17 protein-coding genes are annotated in these 17,759 nt (G+C 70.0%); 6 read left to right on the forward strand and 11 right to left on the reverse strand.

Annotated features, from left to right (window positions below; genetic code table 11):
- Window positions 1–25: 25 nt before the first annotated feature.
- Window positions 26–1,228, reverse strand: a complete 1,203-nt coding sequence (locus tag ADL29_RS39465; protein ID WP_078971621.1) for a DUF1266 domain-containing protein — start codon at window positions 1,226–1,228, stop codon at window positions 26–28.
- A 125-nt stretch (window positions 1,229–1,353) separates the two neighbouring features.
- Here ADL29_RS39465 and ADL29_RS39470 point away from each other — a divergent pair, with 125 nt between their 5' ends.
- Window positions 1,354–2,001: a hypothetical protein gene (locus ADL29_RS39470; RefSeq protein WP_053928288.1), complete on the forward strand. Its 648-nt coding sequence runs from the start codon at window positions 1,354–1,356 to the stop codon at window positions 1,999–2,001.
- Here the strand turns inward: ADL29_RS39470 and ADL29_RS39475 are convergent.
- The 8 genes from ADL29_RS39475 to ADL29_RS39510 form a co-directional block, all read right to left on the reverse strand.
- Entirely contained in the window at window positions 1,985–2,779 is a 795-nt protein-coding gene (locus ADL29_RS39475) for a hypothetical protein (RefSeq protein ID WP_157878690.1), read from the reverse strand. The genes ADL29_RS39470 and ADL29_RS39475 overlap by 17 nt on opposite strands.
- Window positions 2,780–2,788: 9 nt before the next feature.
- The gene (locus ADL29_RS39480; protein ID WP_053928290.1) at window positions 2,789–3,058 is read right to left on the reverse strand and encodes a hypothetical protein; all 270 of its coding nucleotides are present in this window, start codon (window positions 3,056–3,058) and stop codon (window positions 2,789–2,791) included.
- 110 nt (window positions 3,059–3,168) lie between these two features.
- Window positions 3,169–3,930, reverse strand: a complete 762-nt coding sequence (locus ADL29_RS39485; RefSeq protein ID WP_053928291.1) for a DUF72 domain-containing protein — start codon at window positions 3,928–3,930, stop codon at window positions 3,169–3,171.
- Between the two features lie 99 nt (window positions 3,931–4,029).
- Window positions 4,030–4,635, reverse strand: a complete 606-nt coding sequence (locus ADL29_RS39490; RefSeq protein ID WP_053928292.1) for a GTP-binding protein — start codon at window positions 4,633–4,635, stop codon at window positions 4,030–4,032.
- Window positions 4,622–4,987, reverse strand: coding sequence for a DUF742 domain-containing protein (locus ADL29_RS39495; RefSeq protein ID WP_046929552.1), 366 nt, complete (start codon window positions 4,985–4,987; stop codon window positions 4,622–4,624). The genes ADL29_RS39490 and ADL29_RS39495 overlap by 14 nt, the downstream gene beginning before the upstream one ends.
- The gene (locus ADL29_RS39500; RefSeq protein WP_046929551.1) at window positions 4,984–5,385 is read right to left on the reverse strand and encodes a roadblock/LC7 domain-containing protein; all 402 of its coding nucleotides are present in this window, start codon (window positions 5,383–5,385) and stop codon (window positions 4,984–4,986) included. The genes ADL29_RS39495 and ADL29_RS39500 overlap by 4 nt, the downstream gene beginning before the upstream one ends.
- Window positions 5,382–7,679: a sensor histidine kinase gene (locus tag ADL29_RS39505; protein ID WP_245689824.1), complete on the reverse strand. Its 2,298-nt coding sequence runs from the start codon at window positions 7,677–7,679 to the stop codon at window positions 5,382–5,384. The genes ADL29_RS39500 and ADL29_RS39505 overlap by 4 nt, the downstream gene beginning before the upstream one ends.
- A gap of 348 nt (window positions 7,680–8,027) precedes the next feature.
- Entirely contained in the window at window positions 8,028–9,134 is a 1,107-nt protein-coding gene (locus tag ADL29_RS39510; RefSeq protein ID WP_053928294.1) for a PP2C family protein-serine/threonine phosphatase, read from the reverse strand.
- 129 nt (window positions 9,135–9,263) lie between these two features.
- Between ADL29_RS39510 and ADL29_RS39515 the strand changes: the two genes are divergently transcribed.
- Complete coding sequence (locus tag ADL29_RS39515) at window positions 9,264–11,354, forward strand: SpoIIE family protein phosphatase (RefSeq protein ID WP_053928295.1); 2,091 nt, start codon at window positions 9,264–9,266, stop codon at window positions 11,352–11,354.
- Window positions 11,355–11,446: 92 nt separating this feature from the next.
- Window positions 11,447–11,617 (forward strand): 50S ribosomal protein L32, encoded by a 171-nt coding sequence (gene rpmF, locus ADL29_RS39520; RefSeq protein ID WP_053928296.1) that lies wholly within the window; start codon window positions 11,447–11,449, stop codon window positions 11,615–11,617.
- A 21-nt stretch (window positions 11,618–11,638) separates the two neighbouring features.
- Here the strand turns inward: rpmF and ADL29_RS39525 are convergent, their stop codons facing one another.
- Together ADL29_RS39525 and ADL29_RS39530 are read right to left on the reverse strand one after the other, a co-directional pair.
- The gene (locus ADL29_RS39525) at window positions 11,639–13,360 is read right to left on the reverse strand and encodes a purine-cytosine permease family protein (RefSeq protein WP_053928297.1); all 1,722 of its coding nucleotides are present in this window, start codon (window positions 13,358–13,360) and stop codon (window positions 11,639–11,641) included.
- Window positions 13,361–13,920: 560 nt separating this feature from the next.
- The gene (locus tag ADL29_RS39530) at window positions 13,921–14,652 is read right to left on the reverse strand and encodes a DUF7873 family protein (RefSeq protein ID WP_046929545.1); all 732 of its coding nucleotides are present in this window, start codon (window positions 14,650–14,652) and stop codon (window positions 13,921–13,923) included.
- Between the two features lie 138 nt (window positions 14,653–14,790).
- Here ADL29_RS39530 and ADL29_RS39535 point away from each other — a divergent pair, with 138 nt between their 5' ends.
- The 3 genes from ADL29_RS39535 (at window position 14,791) to ppk2 (ending at window position 17,727) form a co-directional block, all read left to right on the forward strand.
- Entirely contained in the window at window positions 14,791–15,417 is a 627-nt protein-coding gene (locus ADL29_RS39535) for a Type-2Aa cytolytic delta-endotoxin (protein WP_053928298.1), read from the forward strand.
- Window positions 15,418–15,535: 118 nt separating this feature from the next.
- Window positions 15,536–16,810: an APC family permease gene (locus ADL29_RS39540; protein ID WP_053928299.1), complete on the forward strand. Its 1,275-nt coding sequence runs from the start codon at window positions 15,536–15,538 to the stop codon at window positions 16,808–16,810.
- Between the two features lie 95 nt (window positions 16,811–16,905).
- Complete coding sequence (gene ppk2, locus ADL29_RS39545; RefSeq protein WP_053928300.1) at window positions 16,906–17,727, forward strand: polyphosphate kinase 2; 822 nt, start codon at window positions 16,906–16,908, stop codon at window positions 17,725–17,727.
- Window positions 17,728–17,759 lie beyond the last annotated feature (32 nt).

Raw genomic sequence — 17,759 nt, forward strand, 5'->3', positions numbered from 1 at the left:
TCCCGCGCCCGCCCTCTGTCCCGGCTCAGCCGAACGGAATGTTCCGCCAGGGACTGTCCGGGTCGAGGGTGAGCAGCTGGTGCCAGCGCACGGTGGTGCGGTAGACCTCGCCGAACTCGTCGTCGTCGCCCCACAGCACCCGGGCGAGGCTGTAAGCCGCCGAGTAGTCCTCCCAGGAGCCATAGGCCTCACGGCACAGCGCACCGAACTCCGGCACGGTCTCGGTCAGGAAGTCCGTATCGCAGAAGCGCGCGCCGACGCACACCCGGATGACCGTGATACCGCGGCAGAAGTCCCAGGCGGCGAGGGTGTGCACCATGCCGTCCGGCGGCAGCACACCGTCGGCGCGGAAGCGTTCCTCGTAACGCCGGATCCGCGCGATGGCCTCCTGGGCCTGCCGGACGTCCACGCCCGCGTCCTGCGCCAGCTTGGCCGTGGCTTGATACCACTGGTAGATGTGGCCCGGTTCGAAGGCCTCCCCAGGCTCGAGGCCGAAATCGACGATCGCCTTGCGCGCGAGGAGGGCGGCTTCCACCTCGTGCGGGACGTAGCGGGTGCGGTAGAGGCTCTCGATCGCCTCGTCCGCTTCGGCGGGTGAGGTCACCCCCCAGTCCCTGCGAAGGATGTTGAGGTCGCCGAGATAGTCGGTGTACGCGTCCCGGACGCCGTTCCACGGGGTTCGGTTGCGCAGGGCGAGGGGCGCGCTGCAGGCGAGCGCGTGCGCGACCGGGCCGTCGAGCGGGCCGGCGGCATCGGTCAGCAGCAGCTCGCCGCGTTCCGGCGGCGGTACGGCCTCCTTGCCGATGCGCGCCCATGCGACGCGGTCCGGGTGCGGGAAGCGCATACCGCTGGGCGACCCCGGGTTGACCTCGATCACGACCTTCTCGGAGTCGCCGAACCACTCCGCGAGGGTCTTCAGCACGACGCGGTCCACGACCACGTCGGAGCGGCGGGGCACCATGTCCCCCCGGGTGCGGACCTCCAGCGTCCTGATGCCCGGCGGGTCACCCGGCCGCTCGGCGTACACGTGGTGCACCGTGTCCGGGTCCTCGTCCGTGAGCTCTTGGTCCATGTCGAGGAGGAGCTCGTTCTCCGCGAGGATCCGCAGATAGCCCTGGGTGTCCCCGCGCTCCTTGGCTTCGTACAACTGACGCTCGATCACCGTCGGCAGCCACCGATCCTGTGCCCCGGTCCGAGCGGCCCCCGCGCCCCACCCGTATATCCCCATGGGCCTCGACCCTACCCTGCGCCGCGCGGCTCCTACGGGCGCCTCCGTCTCCGTGAACGACCCTGGTCACGCACCCTTTAGGCTGCGGGGACCGCTGGCCCCGGGCGGGCGTAGGGAGGGTGCGGGTGCTGATCGTTGATGCCGTACTGGAGACTTTCGATGCCGCTGAGTTCGTGCAGTGGCCTGTTGCCGACGTGCCCGCCCACCGGCTCCTCGCCCTTTCCGGCCGGCTCTCGCCGCTGGAGGTCGGTGTGGCGATGGCGACGCTGGCCGATTACAACTCCGATTCTTCGGACCGTGACGGCGCGGTGGTGGACGGCAGCGCGCTCGTTCGCCGCCTGGTCGAGGCCGAATGCGTCATCGCGCCGGGCGGCTTGCGTGTTCGGGACACCGGTAGCGGCGTTACCGTCGCTCCGGGGTGCTGTTGTGGTCTGGAGGACTGGCGCGAATGGCTCGGCCTCGTGGACGGCGACGTTCCCTGGCTCGGCCACGATCCGTCACCGCGTATGGAGTGTGTCGGCCGAGTCGTCAGGTTGTGGCCCGATGGCGGGGATTCGACGGATTCGACGGAGACGCCCCAAGGGCCGCCCATCGAAATCCCGGCGGATTGCCTGACGGGAATTCTCCGGACCGTGCAGGATGAACTGAGCGGTTTCCTTGCGCTCGTCGAGCGGTGGGCCGACCGGCATGTTCCCGGCCTTGCCCCTGCCCTTGCCACCAAGCTCGACGAGGATCTGGATATCGGCGCTCCGCTGCTCAAGGGTGGGTCTTGAACCACCCTTGCCGAATGAGGCGGTCCACCGCCCGGTCGAGCATGGCCCGGCCCTCACCGGGATGCCACCAGAAGGACCAGTTGACGGAAATCGTCATTTTGATGATCTCGTCGCACTCGAGCCCATCGGGACAAACGGTGCCGGTGGATTTGTCCACGCGCAGCAGGAACGGATACCACACCATGTGCTCCGGCACTGTCACCCATATGTGGCCGTGTGCACGTTCAAGGGGGACCAGAACGCGACGCACCTTGTTGTCGTGGTCATCGATGCGCAATTCCTTGTTCGTGAGGTGCCGGTCGGGCTCGGGCAGCCGGGCCCAGGTGTGGTCCACACGCATCTCCTCCCACGCCAGGCGCGCGCCTTCGGGCGCCTCGCACGGGTCGTCGAGTACGCGGTCGACGAGGGTGAGCATCGACTGCTCGTCCAGCGTCACGGCCTCCATGACCTGGGGGTCCACGTAAGTTGAGCGGGCGTCGGGCGGCGACTGAGGCATCTTCAGAAACCAGTTCCACCGCGGCGGACAGCCACCGGCCGGCCAGTCGAATTCGTCCAACCAGTTTCTGGTCACTCCGAACGACATCGGCCTGATGAGCCCCGCACAGAGCTCTGTCAGCGCCCGGACCGCGTGGTGAGCGGTCATGCGCTCCCGCTCGATCGGATTCAGGTCGGGCAGGGAACCCCACTGGAATCCGTGCTCCAGGACAACCGTCAGGCTGTCATTGAAGATGTAGTGCTCGGTCGACTCTGGCCGCTCCGACGGCCTCGTGTCCCTCATGGCCGTCAATTATGCGGCAGGGAGCGGAATCGCCCCCTCGGCCTCCGCACGGACATCACGAATCGGGAATGCGGTGGGCGAAGACCGCACGGCACAGTATTCCGGGAGGGTTTCCCAGGGGCACAGGGCCCAGGCGACGGCCTCGCCCCGACCGATGTACGAGGGGTCCAGGTCGAAGGTGACCCGGGTTCCGTGCTGTTCGGGTGCCGTGAACTCTTCCCAGGTGTCGATCGGCGTCGCATCCTGCACCGTGCATCCGAGGTCGGGTGCGATCTCCACGCTGATCCGTCCATGGGTGCCGTCGTCATGGGTGCAGCGCGTTCCACACCACCGATTGCAGCACCTCGGTCGGAAGCCCGGGGCTGTCGCGCCCGACCCGATGTCCTCGATCAGCATCCCGACGGCACCCGACTCACGGAACGCCCCAAAGCCCCCACCGCGCGGGCGAATGCCGTGGCATCGAGGACGGCCGCCCCGCCCGGGTCGTTGTTGAAGTAGGTGAAGACGTCGGACCGGTCCGGCCAGGTGTCGGCGATCCGGTGCACCCAGGTGGTGAGGGCCTGCCGTCCGTAGCGTGGCCAGGGTTCCGCGCGGCCTTCGTGGAAGCGCAGATAGCCCCAGTCGGTGGTCCGCCAGAGGGGCGTCACCGGCCGGGAGGCGCGGTCGGCCCAGCACAGTGCGGCGCCTCGCTGCTCCAGCACCGTACGGATGTCCGCGGTCCACCACGAGTCGTGGCGGGGCTCGACGGCCACGCGCGTACCGGCGGGAAAGCAGCCGAGGCAGGCGTCCAGCAGCCCGGCGTCGGCGTGGAGTGTGGGTGGCAGTTGGAGCAGGACGGGGCCGAGGCGGGGGCCCAGGCCGGCGGCGTGGGACATCAGACGTCCGACCGGCTCCTGCGGGTCGCGCAGCCGCTTGATGTGGGTCAGATAGCGGCTGGCCTTGACGGCCATCACGAAGCCCGCCGGGGTCCGGTCCCGCCAGTCGGCGAAGGTCTTCTCCTCGGGCAGCCGGTAGAACGCGGCGTTGCTCTCGACGGTGGCGAACCGCTCCGCGTACTCCTCGAGCCACAGCCGCTGCGGCCGGTCCTGCGGGTAGAGGACGCCGCGCCAGTCCTTGTACTGCCAGCCGGAGGTTCCCACGAGGATGGTCATGCCGGATCCGTCCCCGTCACCGGGAACGTTCTACCGGCCACCGCCGGGGATCCCCTCGCCCCGCCGTACGTCCGCGTCGGCGCGAGGGGCCCGTGGGCGTCAGACCGAAGCGGTGGTTTTCTCCGCTCCGGCGATGAGCAGGTCGAGCAGCGAGAGCAGGGCGCCGCGGACGTCCTCGCGGGAACGGGCGTCCAGCATGAGGAGGGGCGTGCCCGGGTCCTTCAGGTGCAGGGCCGCCCTGATCTGCTCGGCGGTGTACTGCTGTTCGCCGTCGAAGCAGTTCGCGCCGACGACGAACGGCAGCCCGCGGTTCTCGAAGAAGTCGACGGCGGGGAAGCTGCGGTCCAGCCGGCGCGTATCGACGAGGACGATCGCGCCGAGCGCCCCGGCCAGCAGGTCGTCCCACATGAACCAGAAGCGCTCCTGGCCCGGTGTGCCGAAGAGGTAGAGGACCACTCCGGCGTCGGTGAGGGTGATACGGCCGAAGTCCATCGCGACGGTGGTCGCCGTCTTGGACTCGATGCCGTCGAGATCGTCGACGCCGACACCGGCGGCGGTCAGCCGCTCCTCGGTGCGCAGCGGCTCGATTTCGGAGACCGCTTCGACCAGGGTCGTCTTGCCGACGCCGAATCCACCGGCGATCAGGATCTTGACGGGGGATTCGGCCTGCGCGTCTGCGTCGTATCCGGGGTCATATCCGGGCAAGGTTGTCCCTGATTTTCATGAGCAGGTGGACGTTGGATGTTTCGGCCGCTTCCAGGGGCGGCCGGTGATGGATCAGACCACGGTCCGCCAGCTCGCTGAGCAGGACCGTCATCGGGGTGAGGCGCATCCGCATACGGGCGGCGATCTCGGCGACGGCCCGCCCGTTGGGCGGCTGGCACATGGCGAGAATGGCCTGCCATTCGGTGGAGAGGCTGCCGTCGGCATCCGCCGCCACCGTCGCTGTGATCAAGGTGTCCATGGTCAGGGCGGTGCGGGGCGCGGTTGTCCGCCCGTCGGTGAGGGCGTACAACCGCGTTCGGCGCCGGCGTCCGGGCTGCGGATCGGCCGTCATGACGACTGCGGCGCCCGCGTGCGCTCCGGGGTGCCGAGCCACTCACCGAGCGCCTGCGACGCCCGCACCACCTCGCCGCCCAGCTCTCCGAGCCGTGCCTTGCGCGAGGTCGCGACGATGAGCGTGCTGCCCTCCCCGCAGCCGACGATGCAGAGATAGCGGTCGTCCATCTCCACCAGCTGGCGGATCACCCGGCCGCCGCCGACCTCCCTGGATATCGCCTTCATGGTGGCCGCGATGCCGGAGGACGCCGCGGCTATCCGCTCCGCCTGGTCCCGTTCCAGCTGGTAGGCGCTGAGCTTGATCCCGTCGTTGGACAGCAGCACGGCCCCTTCGATGCCGGCGATCCTGCTCAGGTGGTTGTCCAGAATGCTGTAGATCATGTCGTTCGTCGTCATGGCTGGTCCTGTCGGAGCTCAATTTCCACGGTCTCGGTGCCCTGCTCGTAATCCGACCAGGCGTCGGCCACCTCTTCGGGCGTCTCCGTGTCCGCGCGGACCGGTTCCGGGGCGCGCTGTTCGCGGAGCTGCTCGGCGATATGTGTCTGCGGTACGCGTTCCGGCAGCGGCGGCGGGGCGGAGCCGTCCCGGGGCACGGTGCGGACCGCCGCCCGCGGCTCGGCCGGCTGACGGCGCGGCAGCCCGGCCGCGGTGGGGACGGGGTCGGCGGGCGGGTGGGAGCGGGCATGGAGGACGAGGCCGGGCTTGCGCTCGTCCGGGCGCTGCGGCGCGGGGGTGCGCGGCGCCGGTCCGGCCGCGGGCGTCTCGGCGCGTACCGGGTGCTTCTCGGTCGTCACCGGGTGCTTCTCGGCCGGTACGAGATGCTCCTCGGGGATGATCACGATCGCGGCCGTGCCGCCGAAGGTCGAGCGGCGCAGGGTGACCCTGGCCTGGAGCTGGTCGGCGAGGTGGCCGACCACGAAGAGGCCGAGCCGGTGGGCGTTCTCGGCCAGGACGGCGTACGGCGGGGCGGCGTGCAGCCGGGCGTTCATCTCCTCGTAGCGCTCGGGCGCCACGCGCGGGCCGCGGTCCTCGATCTCCACCGACAGTCCGTCCGTGACGAGTTCGGCCCGGATGGCGACCTTCGACGCCGGCGGGGAGAACCGCGTCGCATTGTCCAGCAGCTCCGCGAGGAGGTGGCTGATCGCGCTGATCACCCGGGGCTCCACGCTGACCTCGTCCAGGGCGACCCGTTCGATCCGCCGGAAGTCCTCGACCTCCGCGGCGGCCTCCCGCAGCAGGTCCGCGACGCGCATGGGTTCGCTGTGCGGGTCGGGGATCTCGCCGCCGGAGAGGATCAGCAGGTTCTCGATCTGACGCCGCATACCCACCGTCAGCTGATCGGACTTCATCAGCTGGGCGAGCAGCGCCTCGTCGTGGCCGAAGGTGTCCTCGAGGTCCTCGGTCAGGCTGAGCTGGCGGCTGACCAGGTTTCCGGTACGGGAGGCAATACCAGCGGTGAACATCCCGAAGCCGCGCCGCTCGTCGGACAGCTGCCGGTGCCCGTCGACGGAGACGGCGACGACGCGGGCGAACGCGTCGCTGATGCGTCCGACTTCGTCCTTTTCGTGCCGGGGCTGGGGCAGCATGTCGGCGTCGACGGACTGTCCGCGCTGGAGCCGGTCCACGATGCCGGGCAGCGTCTCCTCGGCGACCGTCACCGTGCGTTCGTGCAGCAGCGCCAGGCGGCGCAGCACGGTACGGGTGGTGAACACGACGACGCCCCCGACGAGCACCAGGCCGGCGGCGCTTCCCGCGACCAGCCAGAAGACCTCGGTATCGAGGTCGTCGGCCGTGACGTCGGCGTGCTCGAGCACCGCGCGCAGCCGGTCGCCGTTGAGCGCGGCCAGCTCCGGGACGAGCTTTTCGTACGCGGCCGGCCAGCCGCGCACCGCGTGCGGCAGGGCGACGCCGCCCGGGATGTCCCGGTGGTCGGACAGGGCCGCGTTCTCGATGCCGGTCTTGGTCTTCCACGCGTCCGAGGAGGCGATGCGTGCGTAGGCCTTCCGGCCGTCCGCGGGCAGATACGGAACGACCGATGTGCCGTACAGGAAGCGGTGGGCGCCCACGGCGTTGGTGAGCTCGCCGAACTTCCCGCTGCTCAGCTTTCCGGCCGGGCCGGCGGACGCGAGGATCGTGTCCTCGTGCGCGAGGACCTCCGATGCGGCGAGCAGGGCGACCACCGGCCGGCTCTCCTGCGTGAGCGTCGCATCGTCCATGTTGCTGAACTGCTGGTAGGTGCGGATGATCCGGCCGATGACGCCCGTGTAGTAGCCGGTGGTGCCGTCCGCGGTGCCGCTGCGGGCGTCCGTGCGCTCGCGGTAGGCGTCCAGGTCGTCGAGCTGTTTCCGCACCTCGCGGGTGTAGCGGTCCACCTGGTCGGTCGACCGGTCGTCGTCGGCGTCGGCCGCCCGCCGGAACGCCGCCACGGCGCGGTCGGTGGCCGCGCGCCGACGGCTCAGATCGGCCCGCGACACCGGCGCTCCGGCCCACCGCGCGGCGGCCATGGTGCGCTCGGCCTGCAGCTCGGCCATGAGGTCGTACAGGGGTCTGCCGATCCGCTGACCGTCCGCCACATCGGCACGCAGGTGCGAGGACTGCTCCAGCAGCCGGTCGGCGGTGACGAAGACTTGGGCGCCCATCGCCACGGTGGGCACGGCCGCCAGCCAGATGAGCAGGGTCCGCAGGCGCACGGCACGCCGTCGGCGGGTTCTTGTGGGGGCTGTTCGGCCTTCGGGCGGTGGGCCTTCAGGGTCTGTGGAAGTCATCAGTCCTCGTGGGCGGAGACAAGGGAGATAAAGGGGACAAGGGGGAAGAAGACCGACCGCCGGTTCGGCCCTTTCTCCCGGGCAGGCAGAGGGGACCGGTCCGGCATCGGCATGCCGTGGGGGGTGCCGATCATAACCAGCCATGCCGAGAAAAGCAGAGGTTGCCGCTGTGATTACTGCGTGGTAAAGGCCCCTGGGAGAAGGGCTGTCGGCAGTCCCCGGTGTGGTCGACGCGCCGTCCTTCTCCGGCGCCGGGGGGCGGGTGACATCCGGTCAGGGAGCGCTCGCGATCGCGATCATGGCCACATCGTCGCCCAGGTTTCCGCCGGCATACCGCAGCAGGTCCTCGTGAAGATGCCGTACGAGGGACGGCGGGTCGGTCTCGTTCCAGGCGGCCACGCGATCGATCAGCGGGTAGAAGGCACCCTCGCGGTCGCGTGCCTCGATCACCCCGTCGGTATACAGCAGGAGGAGATCGCCGGGCTCGAAGCCGAACGTCGCGACCTCGTACTCACTCTCCGAAGGAGCGCTCAGCCCCAGGGGAAGCGCCGGCTCGGGGACCTCGAGGGTGTGCACCTCGTCGTCCCGCAGCAGCAGCGGCGGCGGGTGCCCGCAGTTCACCATCGTGATGCGGGGGCCGTCGTGATGGACGTCCATGACCAGCGCGGTGACGAACGACTCCGCGGATGCGAAGTCGCCGTCGGAGAGGTGGACCGTGTTCCAGTACACGGAGTTACCGAGGTGCGCCGCGATGCCGGGCAGGGTCAGGTTCCGGTAGGCGGAGCCCCGGAAAGCGCCGATCAGCACCGCGGCCTCGCCGATGGCGGACAGGCCCTTGCCGCGGACGTCGCCGACGACGAACCGGGTCGCGCCGGGCGTGGGCACCGCCGCGTACAGATCGCCGCCGATCTGGGCCTCGGCCTCGGCCGCGATGTACGAGAACGCGATCCGCAACGGTCCTATGCGCTCGGGCAGCGGCCGCAGCAGGACCTTCTGCGCCGCGACGGCCACCGACTGGACCTGCGTCAACCGCCGCTGATGCCGGTCCCGCACATAGCGGTAGACCGTCACCAGGACGGAAATGACGAGGAGTGCGGCGATCTGCGCCTGGTGGTTCGGTGTCATCAGACCGCCGTGCAGATGGCCGATGACGATCTGGGCCACCACGGCCAGGGCGCCGACGGCCCCGGTGAGACCGGGGCCCGCGAAGGAAGCCGTGATCGCCGGCGCGGCCACCAGGAACGGTCCCAGATGGATGGTCGTCGGGGAGTTGATGTCGATCAGCGTGACCGCCACGATGATCGCCAGCGGCAGCGCCAGCAACCCATGGCTCAACCGCCAGGACCTGCGGAGACGGGTGACCCCACGCCGGACGCTCATACCTCTTCTCTACACCTGCGCCGCCCTCCGCGCCCCACGCGGGAAGCGGTCGCAGGAGGCGATCGGTGTGCGGTCCGCGGTTCCCGGGGGACCATGGAAGCCGAAGCACTCGGTGGAAGGAGTGCCCGGGTGAGCGCAGCCGATGGGCGGCCGGACGGCACCGGGCGGCCGGAGGAGAGGCCGTCGCAGCCGAGCGCGCTGCTGGACCTCCTCGGTGTCGCCGCGGTGCTGCTGGACGACGAGGGCCGGATCGTGCTGTGGAGCCCGCAGGCCGAGGACCTGTACGGCTACACCGCCGAAGAGGCGCTCGGGCAGTACGCTGCGCCACTGCTCATCCACGAAGAGCACTGGAACCTGGTGATCGGCAAGTTCGCCGAGGTCATGGAGACGGGCCAGAGCTGGGGCGGCACCTTCCCCGTCCGGCACAAGGACGGCACCACGCGGCTGGTGGAGCTGCGGAACATGCGGCTGCTGGACGACCGCGGTGATTTCTACGCCCTCGGGCTGGCCACCGACTCGTCGACGCTGCGCGAGGTGGAGCGGGATGTCGCCCTGTCCGCGAGGCTGGTTTCCCAGTCCCCCATCGGGCTGGCGATGCTCGACACCGATCTGCGGTACGTGGCCGTCAACCCCGCCCTGGAGCGGATGCACGGCATACCGGCGGAAGAGCACCTCGGCCGGCATTACCGGGAGATCATGAAGTCGGCGAAGTTCGAGGTGCCGGAGGCCGCGATGCGGCAGGTCCTGGAGACCGGGATTCCCATGGTCGACCAGTCGACCATCGTCGGCCGCACCCCCGCCGACCCGGACCACAAGCACGCCTGGTCGATCTCGCTGTACCGGCTGGAGGACCCGCAGGGGCGGGTGCTCGGGGTGGCCGACCTGGTCGTGGACGTCACCGACCGTTATCAGGCCGCCATCGAGGCCGCCGAGGCCCGGCGGCGCCTGGCGCTGATCGCCGACGGCTCGGCCCGTATCGGCACCACCCTGGAGGTGGGACAGACCGCCCGCGAGCTGGCCGAGGTCACCGTTCCCGAAATCGCCGACCTGGTCACCGTCGACGTGCTCGACTCCGCCCTGGACGAGCACCGCCCTCCCGCCACCCGGGACGGCCCCGCGCTCTTTCGCGCGCTCGCGGTGAAGGCCGCCTACCCCACCGAAGCCATCCTGGCCACCGATCCCCCCGGCGACATCGCCACCTACGACGCCGACCGCCTGGCCACCCAGTGCGTACGCACCGGCCGCCCGATCCTGATCTCCCGCGCACAGGACAGCGACCTGGCGCGCATCGCCCGTGACGCGGCCGCCGCCGCTGTACTGGCCCGCTCCGGGGTGCACTCGTACATGCTGGCCCCGCTCACCGCCCGCGGCCGCATCCTCGGCTTCCTGGGCCTCAGCCGCGCCCGCAACCCCCTGCCCTTCGACGAGGACGACCTCGCCCTCGCCGCCGAGCTGGCCTCCCGCGCCGGGGTGTGCATCGACAACGCCCGCTCGCACCAGAGCGTCCGCAACGCCGCCGAGACCTTGCAGCGCAGCCTGCTCCCCGACCACCCGCCCCGCCTCCCCGGTCTGCGGATCGCCTCCCGCTACCGGCCCGCGCTGGCGACGTACGAGATCGGCGGGGACTGGTACGACGTGCTGCCGCTCGAGGGCGACAAGACCGCGCTCGTCGTGGGCGACGTCATGGGCAGCGGCATCGACGCCGCCGCCACCATGGGCCGCCTCCGCACCGCCACCAGTGCCTTCGCCGACCTCGACCTCGAGCCCGCCCAGGTCCTCCAGCACCTGGACAAGATCACCGCAGGCCTGGAGCACTACATCGCCACCTGTGTCTACGCGGTCTACGACCCCCACCGCGCCGAATGCCGGATCGCCACCGCCGGCCATCTGCCCCCCGCCCTCGTCCGCAGCGGCAAACCCGCCGAACTCCTCGACCTGCCCACCGGCACGCCGCTCGGAGTCGGCGGCGTCCCCTTCGTCACCACCGCCTTCGACCTCGGCCCGGGCGACCAACTGGTCCTGTACACCGACGGGTTGGTGGAAACCCGCCACCACGCCATCGACGAACGCCTGGCAACCCTCCTCCGCCTGCTCGACGCGCCCGACCGCTCCCTGGAAGGGACCTGCGACCGGCTCCTGAGCGAACTCCGACGCCCCGACGACCCGGATGACGTCGCCCTGCTCATCGCCCGCACCCAGGCGTTCACCCCTGACGCATAGCGCCGGCGCGATGCAATCCCTCAGTTTGGAAATGGGATCCATTTTCAAATATGCTGGGACACCAACCATCCAGCCAGCCAGGAGGTCCCCATATGGCCGTGCCCAAGCGCAAGATGTCCCGCAGCAACACCCGCCACCGCCGCGCCCAGTGGAAGGCCACGACTCCCCGGCTCGTACCCGTCACCGTCGACGGCACCCCCTACCTCGTCCCGCAGCGACTGGCCAAGGCCTACGCACGCGGGCTGCTGAGCCCGGGGAGCTGAGCCGGAACGGCAGCGGCGGCCTCAGGCAGCGGCAGGCGCCGGAGGAAGCACATGGTCGCCGGTCTTGTCGGTGGTCAGGCACAGGGAGCACACCATCGCGTCATGGGTGTGACAGGCGGCCAGGTCCGGCCGCTCGAAGTCCTGGTGGCACACATGGCACGCGTACGTGGTGGCGCTGGGGTTGCCGTCCGCGTCGAGGAGCGCTTCCGCTATGCCGTCGTCGGTGCGGCGCAGGTAGTAGCGGCCCTTGGTCACCACCGCCATCAGCGGGGTGAGGACACACGCGATCAGGGCCGCGGCAACCGGCGAGTACGGCTGGAGGGTGTCGCCGAGGGCGTGGAAGTACATGGCGATGGACAGGCCGGAGGCGGCGACGAACGCCACCACGCCGACGGGGTTGACGGCGTAGAGCATGCCCCGGCGGAACTCGGGCGCCTGCGGGGAGAGTTTGAGGAGGTACTTGTTGACGATGATGTCGGTGGCGACGGTGACGACCCAGGCGATGGCGCAGTTGGAGTAGAAGCCGAGGATGGTGTTCAGGACGCTGAACATGTCGGTCTCCATCAGCATCAGCGCGAACGCCAGGTTGAGCAGGACGAAGACCATGCGGCCGGGGTAGTGCTTGGTGATCCGGGAGACGGAGTTGGTCCAGGCGAGCGACCCGGAGTAGGCGTTGGTCACATTGATCTTGATCTGGCTGATCACGACCAGGACCACGGCCAGCGGGATGACCAGCCAGGACGGCAGCATCGCGGCGAAGGCTCCCCGGAACTGCTGGATGGGCTCGGTGGCCGCGGCCGGGCCCACCTCGGCGAGGATGTACACCGCCAGAAACACCCCGATGGCCTGCTTCAGCGCGCCGAGCACCACCCAGCCGGGGCCGGCCATGACCACGGCCGTCCACCAACTGCGGCGGTTCTCCCGGGTCTTGGGCGGCATGAACCGCAGATAGTCGATCTGTTCGCCGATCTGCGCGATCAGCGACAGGCACACGCCCGCACCCAGCAGCACCGAGGCGGTGGTGATGCCGCCGTCGCCGTCGCTCCCGGTGTAGGACAGGAAGCGGTGGACCGTGCCGGGGTCGGTGGTGACCAGGTACAGCAGCGGGCCCACCATCAGCAGCAGCCAGAGGGGCGTGGTCCACACCTGGAGCTTGCTGAGGGCTTTCATCCCGTAGATCACCAGGGGGATCACCATCAGAGTGGAGACCAGATAGCCCAGCCACAGCGGCAGTCCGAGCCCCAGTTTCAGGCCCTGCGCCATGATCGAGCCTTCCAGCGCGAAGAAGATGAAGGTGAAGCTGGCGAAGATGACGCTGGTCAGGACCGAGCCGTAGTAGCCGAAGCCGGAGCCGCGGGTGATCAGGTCCAGGTCGATGTTGTAGCGGGCGCCGTAGTAGGCGAGGGGGAAGCCGGTGACGAAGATGACCACGGCCGCTACGGCGATCGCCGCTAGGGCGTTCCCGGTGCCGTGGGTGAGGCCGATGCCGGCCCCGATGGAGAAGTCGGCCATGTAGGCGATGCCGCCGAGCGCGGTGGTCGCCACCACCATCGGGGTCCAACGCCGGTAGCTGCGGGGGGCGAAGCGGAGGGTGTAGTCCTCCAGGGTCTCGCCGGCCGCCGTCTTGCCGGTCGCCGTCCTGTCGTTCGCCGTCTCATGGGCACCGGCCCGCTCGTCGGCCGCCGGGCCGGGCCGGGCATCCTCCGCTGCCGCTTGGGCCGCCGGTGGTGGTTGCACGCTCATGCCGCGCCTCCTGGAGTGATCGTGCCGTACGGGTCCCCGCTTGGCACCGTTGGCAGGAGGGGAGTGACTGGTCACGAACGCTAGGCACGGCGTATTTCACGGCCCGTTTCGCCAGGTGAACGGGAGATTTCCGGGAGCTCACCAGGCATCCGGAAAAGGGAGCGGGCCCGGGGGCGTAGCCTGCCCCCGAGCCCTGTGATGCCGCCCAACTGCGCACGCCGGCACGGTAAAGAGCGCGGGTCAGTCATCATGTCGTCGTGTTCTGCCTTTGAACTACCGTGCATCGGAAAGAGAGCTGCACGGGCCGGACTTGAACCGGCATCCAACGACCCAGGCCCGGCCCGGTCGATCCGGCGATCGGCGGCGAATACTGAGACTGGAGCAAGAGTCTGAGATTGATTGCGGTCTGCCTCTGCCGAGTTGGGCTACCGCGACCCGTAAGTGCCGCGGGGAGGACTTGAACCTCCACTGGGAACCGCATTCGTCACGACAAGCTTCAGTTTCAGCTTGCGCTCCTCGCGCACCCCGGGCGCAATGAGTCGCCCGGGGAGTTGTAGACGCTACCCGAACAGGTAGCCGAAGACGACGTCACCCACCCGCTCGTCGGTGACCTCGATACCGTTCGCCTCCTCACGGGCGAACTTCACCGCCTGCTGCAGCTTCTCCACCCGGTCCAGCAGCTCGTTCACCCGTCGCGCGGGCAGTGCGCCCGAGAACTTCACGGTCGTCCAGTAGCCGACCGGAACGTCCTCGTAATACACATCGACCTGGGCCGGGTGCTTGTCGGTGGCCTCCGCCTTGACGTGGTTGCGGGGCACCTTCTTCGTCCGCACGGTCCTGACCGGCTCGGTCTTCCAGGCATCCGTCGACGGGTCCTGCACCCAGGACTCGGACGCGTCCAGCACCGGAAGCTTCCGTATGAAGGTGTTCACGTCGGTGAGCTGCTTCTCGAGGAACAGCAGATACGACACCGGCACCTGGCTGAGCAGGGTCCGCCCCTCCACCTTCACGTCGGCCCGTGCCCCGCAGTTGGCCCAGTCCTTGGTGGCGGTCACATCGAACAGCCGCGTCAGCGTCTGGGCCGTCTCCCGGAGCACGTCCTCGGCCTTGACCTGCACCCGCGTCGCCTCGGGCGGCAGCTGCTCGCCCTCTTCGTCCTTGGGCTGGTACGTACGGGAAATACCGGCCAGCAGCGCCGGCTTCTGCAGTCCGTGGTGAGCGGCCGTCAGGTCCTGATGGGTCTTGGACTTGATGCCCTTCTCCACGGCAATGATCTGGTTGAGTTTCGCCACTCCGGCAAAGTATCAGCGATCACCACCCTTCACCGAATGAGTTTTCGAGATGCCGGGAGGGGGCTCCCGGCGCGGTGAGCGCGGGCGGCATACTTGCGCCTCGGCGCGACGCGATCATTCCGCATATGAGGAGCAGGCATGGCTGACCAGCCCGCCGCCGAGCAGACGGCCTTCGGGACAAGCGAGACGACCAAGGCAACCTTCAAGACCGTCTTCGAGGTGGGGCCCGGCGCCCTGGAGCAGGCGCAGGGCATGGCCGACACGTTCCAGCACGCGATCGCTCCGGCGACCGTGGACTTCGACTTCGGTGAGCTCAGCCGGGCGGCGAGCGGCATCCCCGACGGCTCGACGGTCAAGATCATCCGTGGCTGGGGGCTCCAGGAGACGGCCCCCGCAGGCGTCATGGCGCTCTCGCTGCGGGAGGCCGTACGCCAGGCGCTGACCCAGCCCTTCGGCAACCCTGCGTTCTGGAAGAAGGCCGAGGCGGCACTCGCCGACGCATTCGTCGGCCTCGGCGAACAGGAGGGCAAGCACCTCTCGTTCTACGGAGACGCCGAAGACACCACGAGCTACTACTACAACCTCCTGTTCGCGCTCCAGGACGAGGAGACCGAGGGCTTCGTCTACGCCGTCGCCCTCTGCGTCGACGTGACCATCGCGCTGGGGGCGGAGAAGGCCCGCGCGCTGACCCTCGAGGACGTCGCGCAGTACGCGATCCGGCTCAACGCGATATCCGTACGCCAGGGGCTGCGTCCCACGGCCTGACCGCCGGCCGGGGCGTGGCCCGGCGCTGCGCCACGCCCCGGTTCGTTCCCGGCCCGGTTCCGTTTCCGGCCCGGTTCCGTTTCCGGTCCGGCCCGAGGTCCCCGTCGAGGAGTCAGCGATGAGTGCGAGGAATACGTCAAGGGGGCCCGACGGCTCCGGGGAGCTGCGGCGGCACCTCGGCCTGGCCGACGCGGTCGTGATCGGGCTCGGCTCGATGATCGGGGCGGGGATCTTCGCCGCCTTGGCCCCGGCCGCGTCGGCGGCGGGCTCCGGGCTGCTGCTCGGGCTGGCCGTGGCGGCGGCGGTGGCGTACTGCAACGCGACCTCCTCGGCCCGGCTGGCCGCCCGCCATCCACGATCCGGCGGTACGTATGTCTACGGCCGCGAGCGGCTGGGCGACTTCTGGGGGTACCTGGCCGGTTGGGGGTTCGTGGTCGGCAAGACCGCCTCGTGCGCGGCGATGGCCCTGACCGTCGGCGCGTATGTGTGGGCCGGCCAGGCGCACGCCGTGGCGGTCGCCGCCGTGGCGGCGCTCACCGCCGTGAACTGCGCGGGAGTGCAGAAGTCCGCCCGGGCGACGCGGGCGATCGTCACCGTCGTCCTGGTGGTGCTCGCCGCGGTGGTCGCCGTGTGTCTGACCGGCGGTACCGGCGAGGGCGGCCGTCTGGGCATCGGCACGGACGCCACCGCCGGCGGCGTACTGCAGGCCGCCGGGCTGCTGTTCTTCGCCTTCGCCGGGTACGCGCGCATCGCCACGCTGGGCGAGGAGGTCCGCAACCCCGGCCGGACCATCCCGCGGGCGATCCCGCTCGCGCTGGGCATCACCCTGGTGGTGTACGCGGCCGTGGCGCTGTCGGCCCTCGCCGTGCTCGGCCCCGGCCGCCTCGCGCACACCACGGCGCCGCTGGCCGAGGCGGTACGCGCCGCAGGCGCTCCGGGCCTCGCTCCGGTGGTACGGGCCGGCGCGGCGGTTGCCGCGACCGGCTCGCTGCTCGCGCTGATCCTCGGGGTCTCGCGCACCACGCTGGCCATGGCCCGGGACCGTCATCTGCCGTCCGCGCTCGCCGCCGTCCACCCGCGCTTCGGAGTCCCGTACCGGGCCGAGCTCGCGGTCGGGGCGGTCGTCGCCGTCCTGGCCGCCACCACGGACGTACGCGGAGCGATCGGCTTCTCCTCGTTCGGCGTGCTGGCGTACTACGCGGTCGCGAATGCCGCGGCCTGGACCCTCACCACCGAAGAGAACCGTCCGGCGAGGATCGTGCCGATCGTCGGCATGGCCGGCTGTCTGGTGCTGGCCTTCACCCTGCCGCCGGCGTCGGTGCTGGCCGGGGCGGCGGTGCTCGCGCTCGGCGCCGTCGCCTACGGGCTGCGCAAGGCGGCCACCCGGGGCTGACGGCCCGCCATGCATCCCGTTGCCTCTTTACCCCATTTGCCCCATCCGGATGCTCCGCCCGAGCCGGGCCCGGCGTTTCTTCGTACGGTCGTCGCATGGCGGAGAACCAGGGCAGCGGCGGCCACCGGAAACTGCCACGGCCCCTGTACGAACGGGAGCTCTATCGGCTGCAGACGGAGCTGGTGAAGCTCCAGGAATGGGTGCGCGCCGAGGGGGCACGGCTCGTCGTGGTCTTCGAGGGGCGCGATGCGGCCGGCAAGGGAAGCACCATCAAACGCGTCACCGAGTACCTCAATCCCCGGGTGGCGCGGATCGTGGCGCTGCCGCGGCCCACCGAGCGTGAGCGGACCCAGTGGTACTTCCAGCGCTATACGGAGCACCTTCCCGCGGCCGGCGAGATCGTGCTCTTCGACCGCAGCTGGTACAACCGGGCCGGCGTCGAGCGGGTCATGGGGTTCTGCACGCCGGCCGAGTACCAGCGGTTCCTGCGTCAGTGCCCGGTCTTCGAGCGGATGCTGGTGGAGGACGGGATCCTGCTGCGCAAGTACTGGTTCTCGGTGAGCGACGAGGTGCAGGAGCGCCGTTTCCGGCGCCGGCTGAGCGACCCGACGCGGCGCTGGAAGCTCTCCCCCGTGGACCTCGAGTCGCTGACCCGCTGGGAGGAGTACTCACGGGCCAAGGACGAGATGTTCGTGCACACGGACATCGCGGAGTCCCCGTGGTACGTCGTCGAAAGCGACGACAAACGCCGGGCCCGGCTGAACATGATGGCCCATCTGCTCTCCACGGTGCCGTATCACTCCATCGCCCCGCCCACGCTCGAACTCCCTGCCCGGCCGCCAGCCACCGGCTACCGGCGGCCGCCCAGGGACCTGCAGACATACGTTCCCGATCACGCCGCCGGCCTGGGCCGCTGACGCCCTATTCGCTCGACATGACGGGAAGCCGT

The organism is Streptomyces chattanoogensis (assembly GCF_001294335.1).
Classification (GTDB): domain Bacteria; phylum Actinomycetota; class Actinomycetes; order Streptomycetales; family Streptomycetaceae; genus Streptomyces; species Streptomyces chattanoogensis.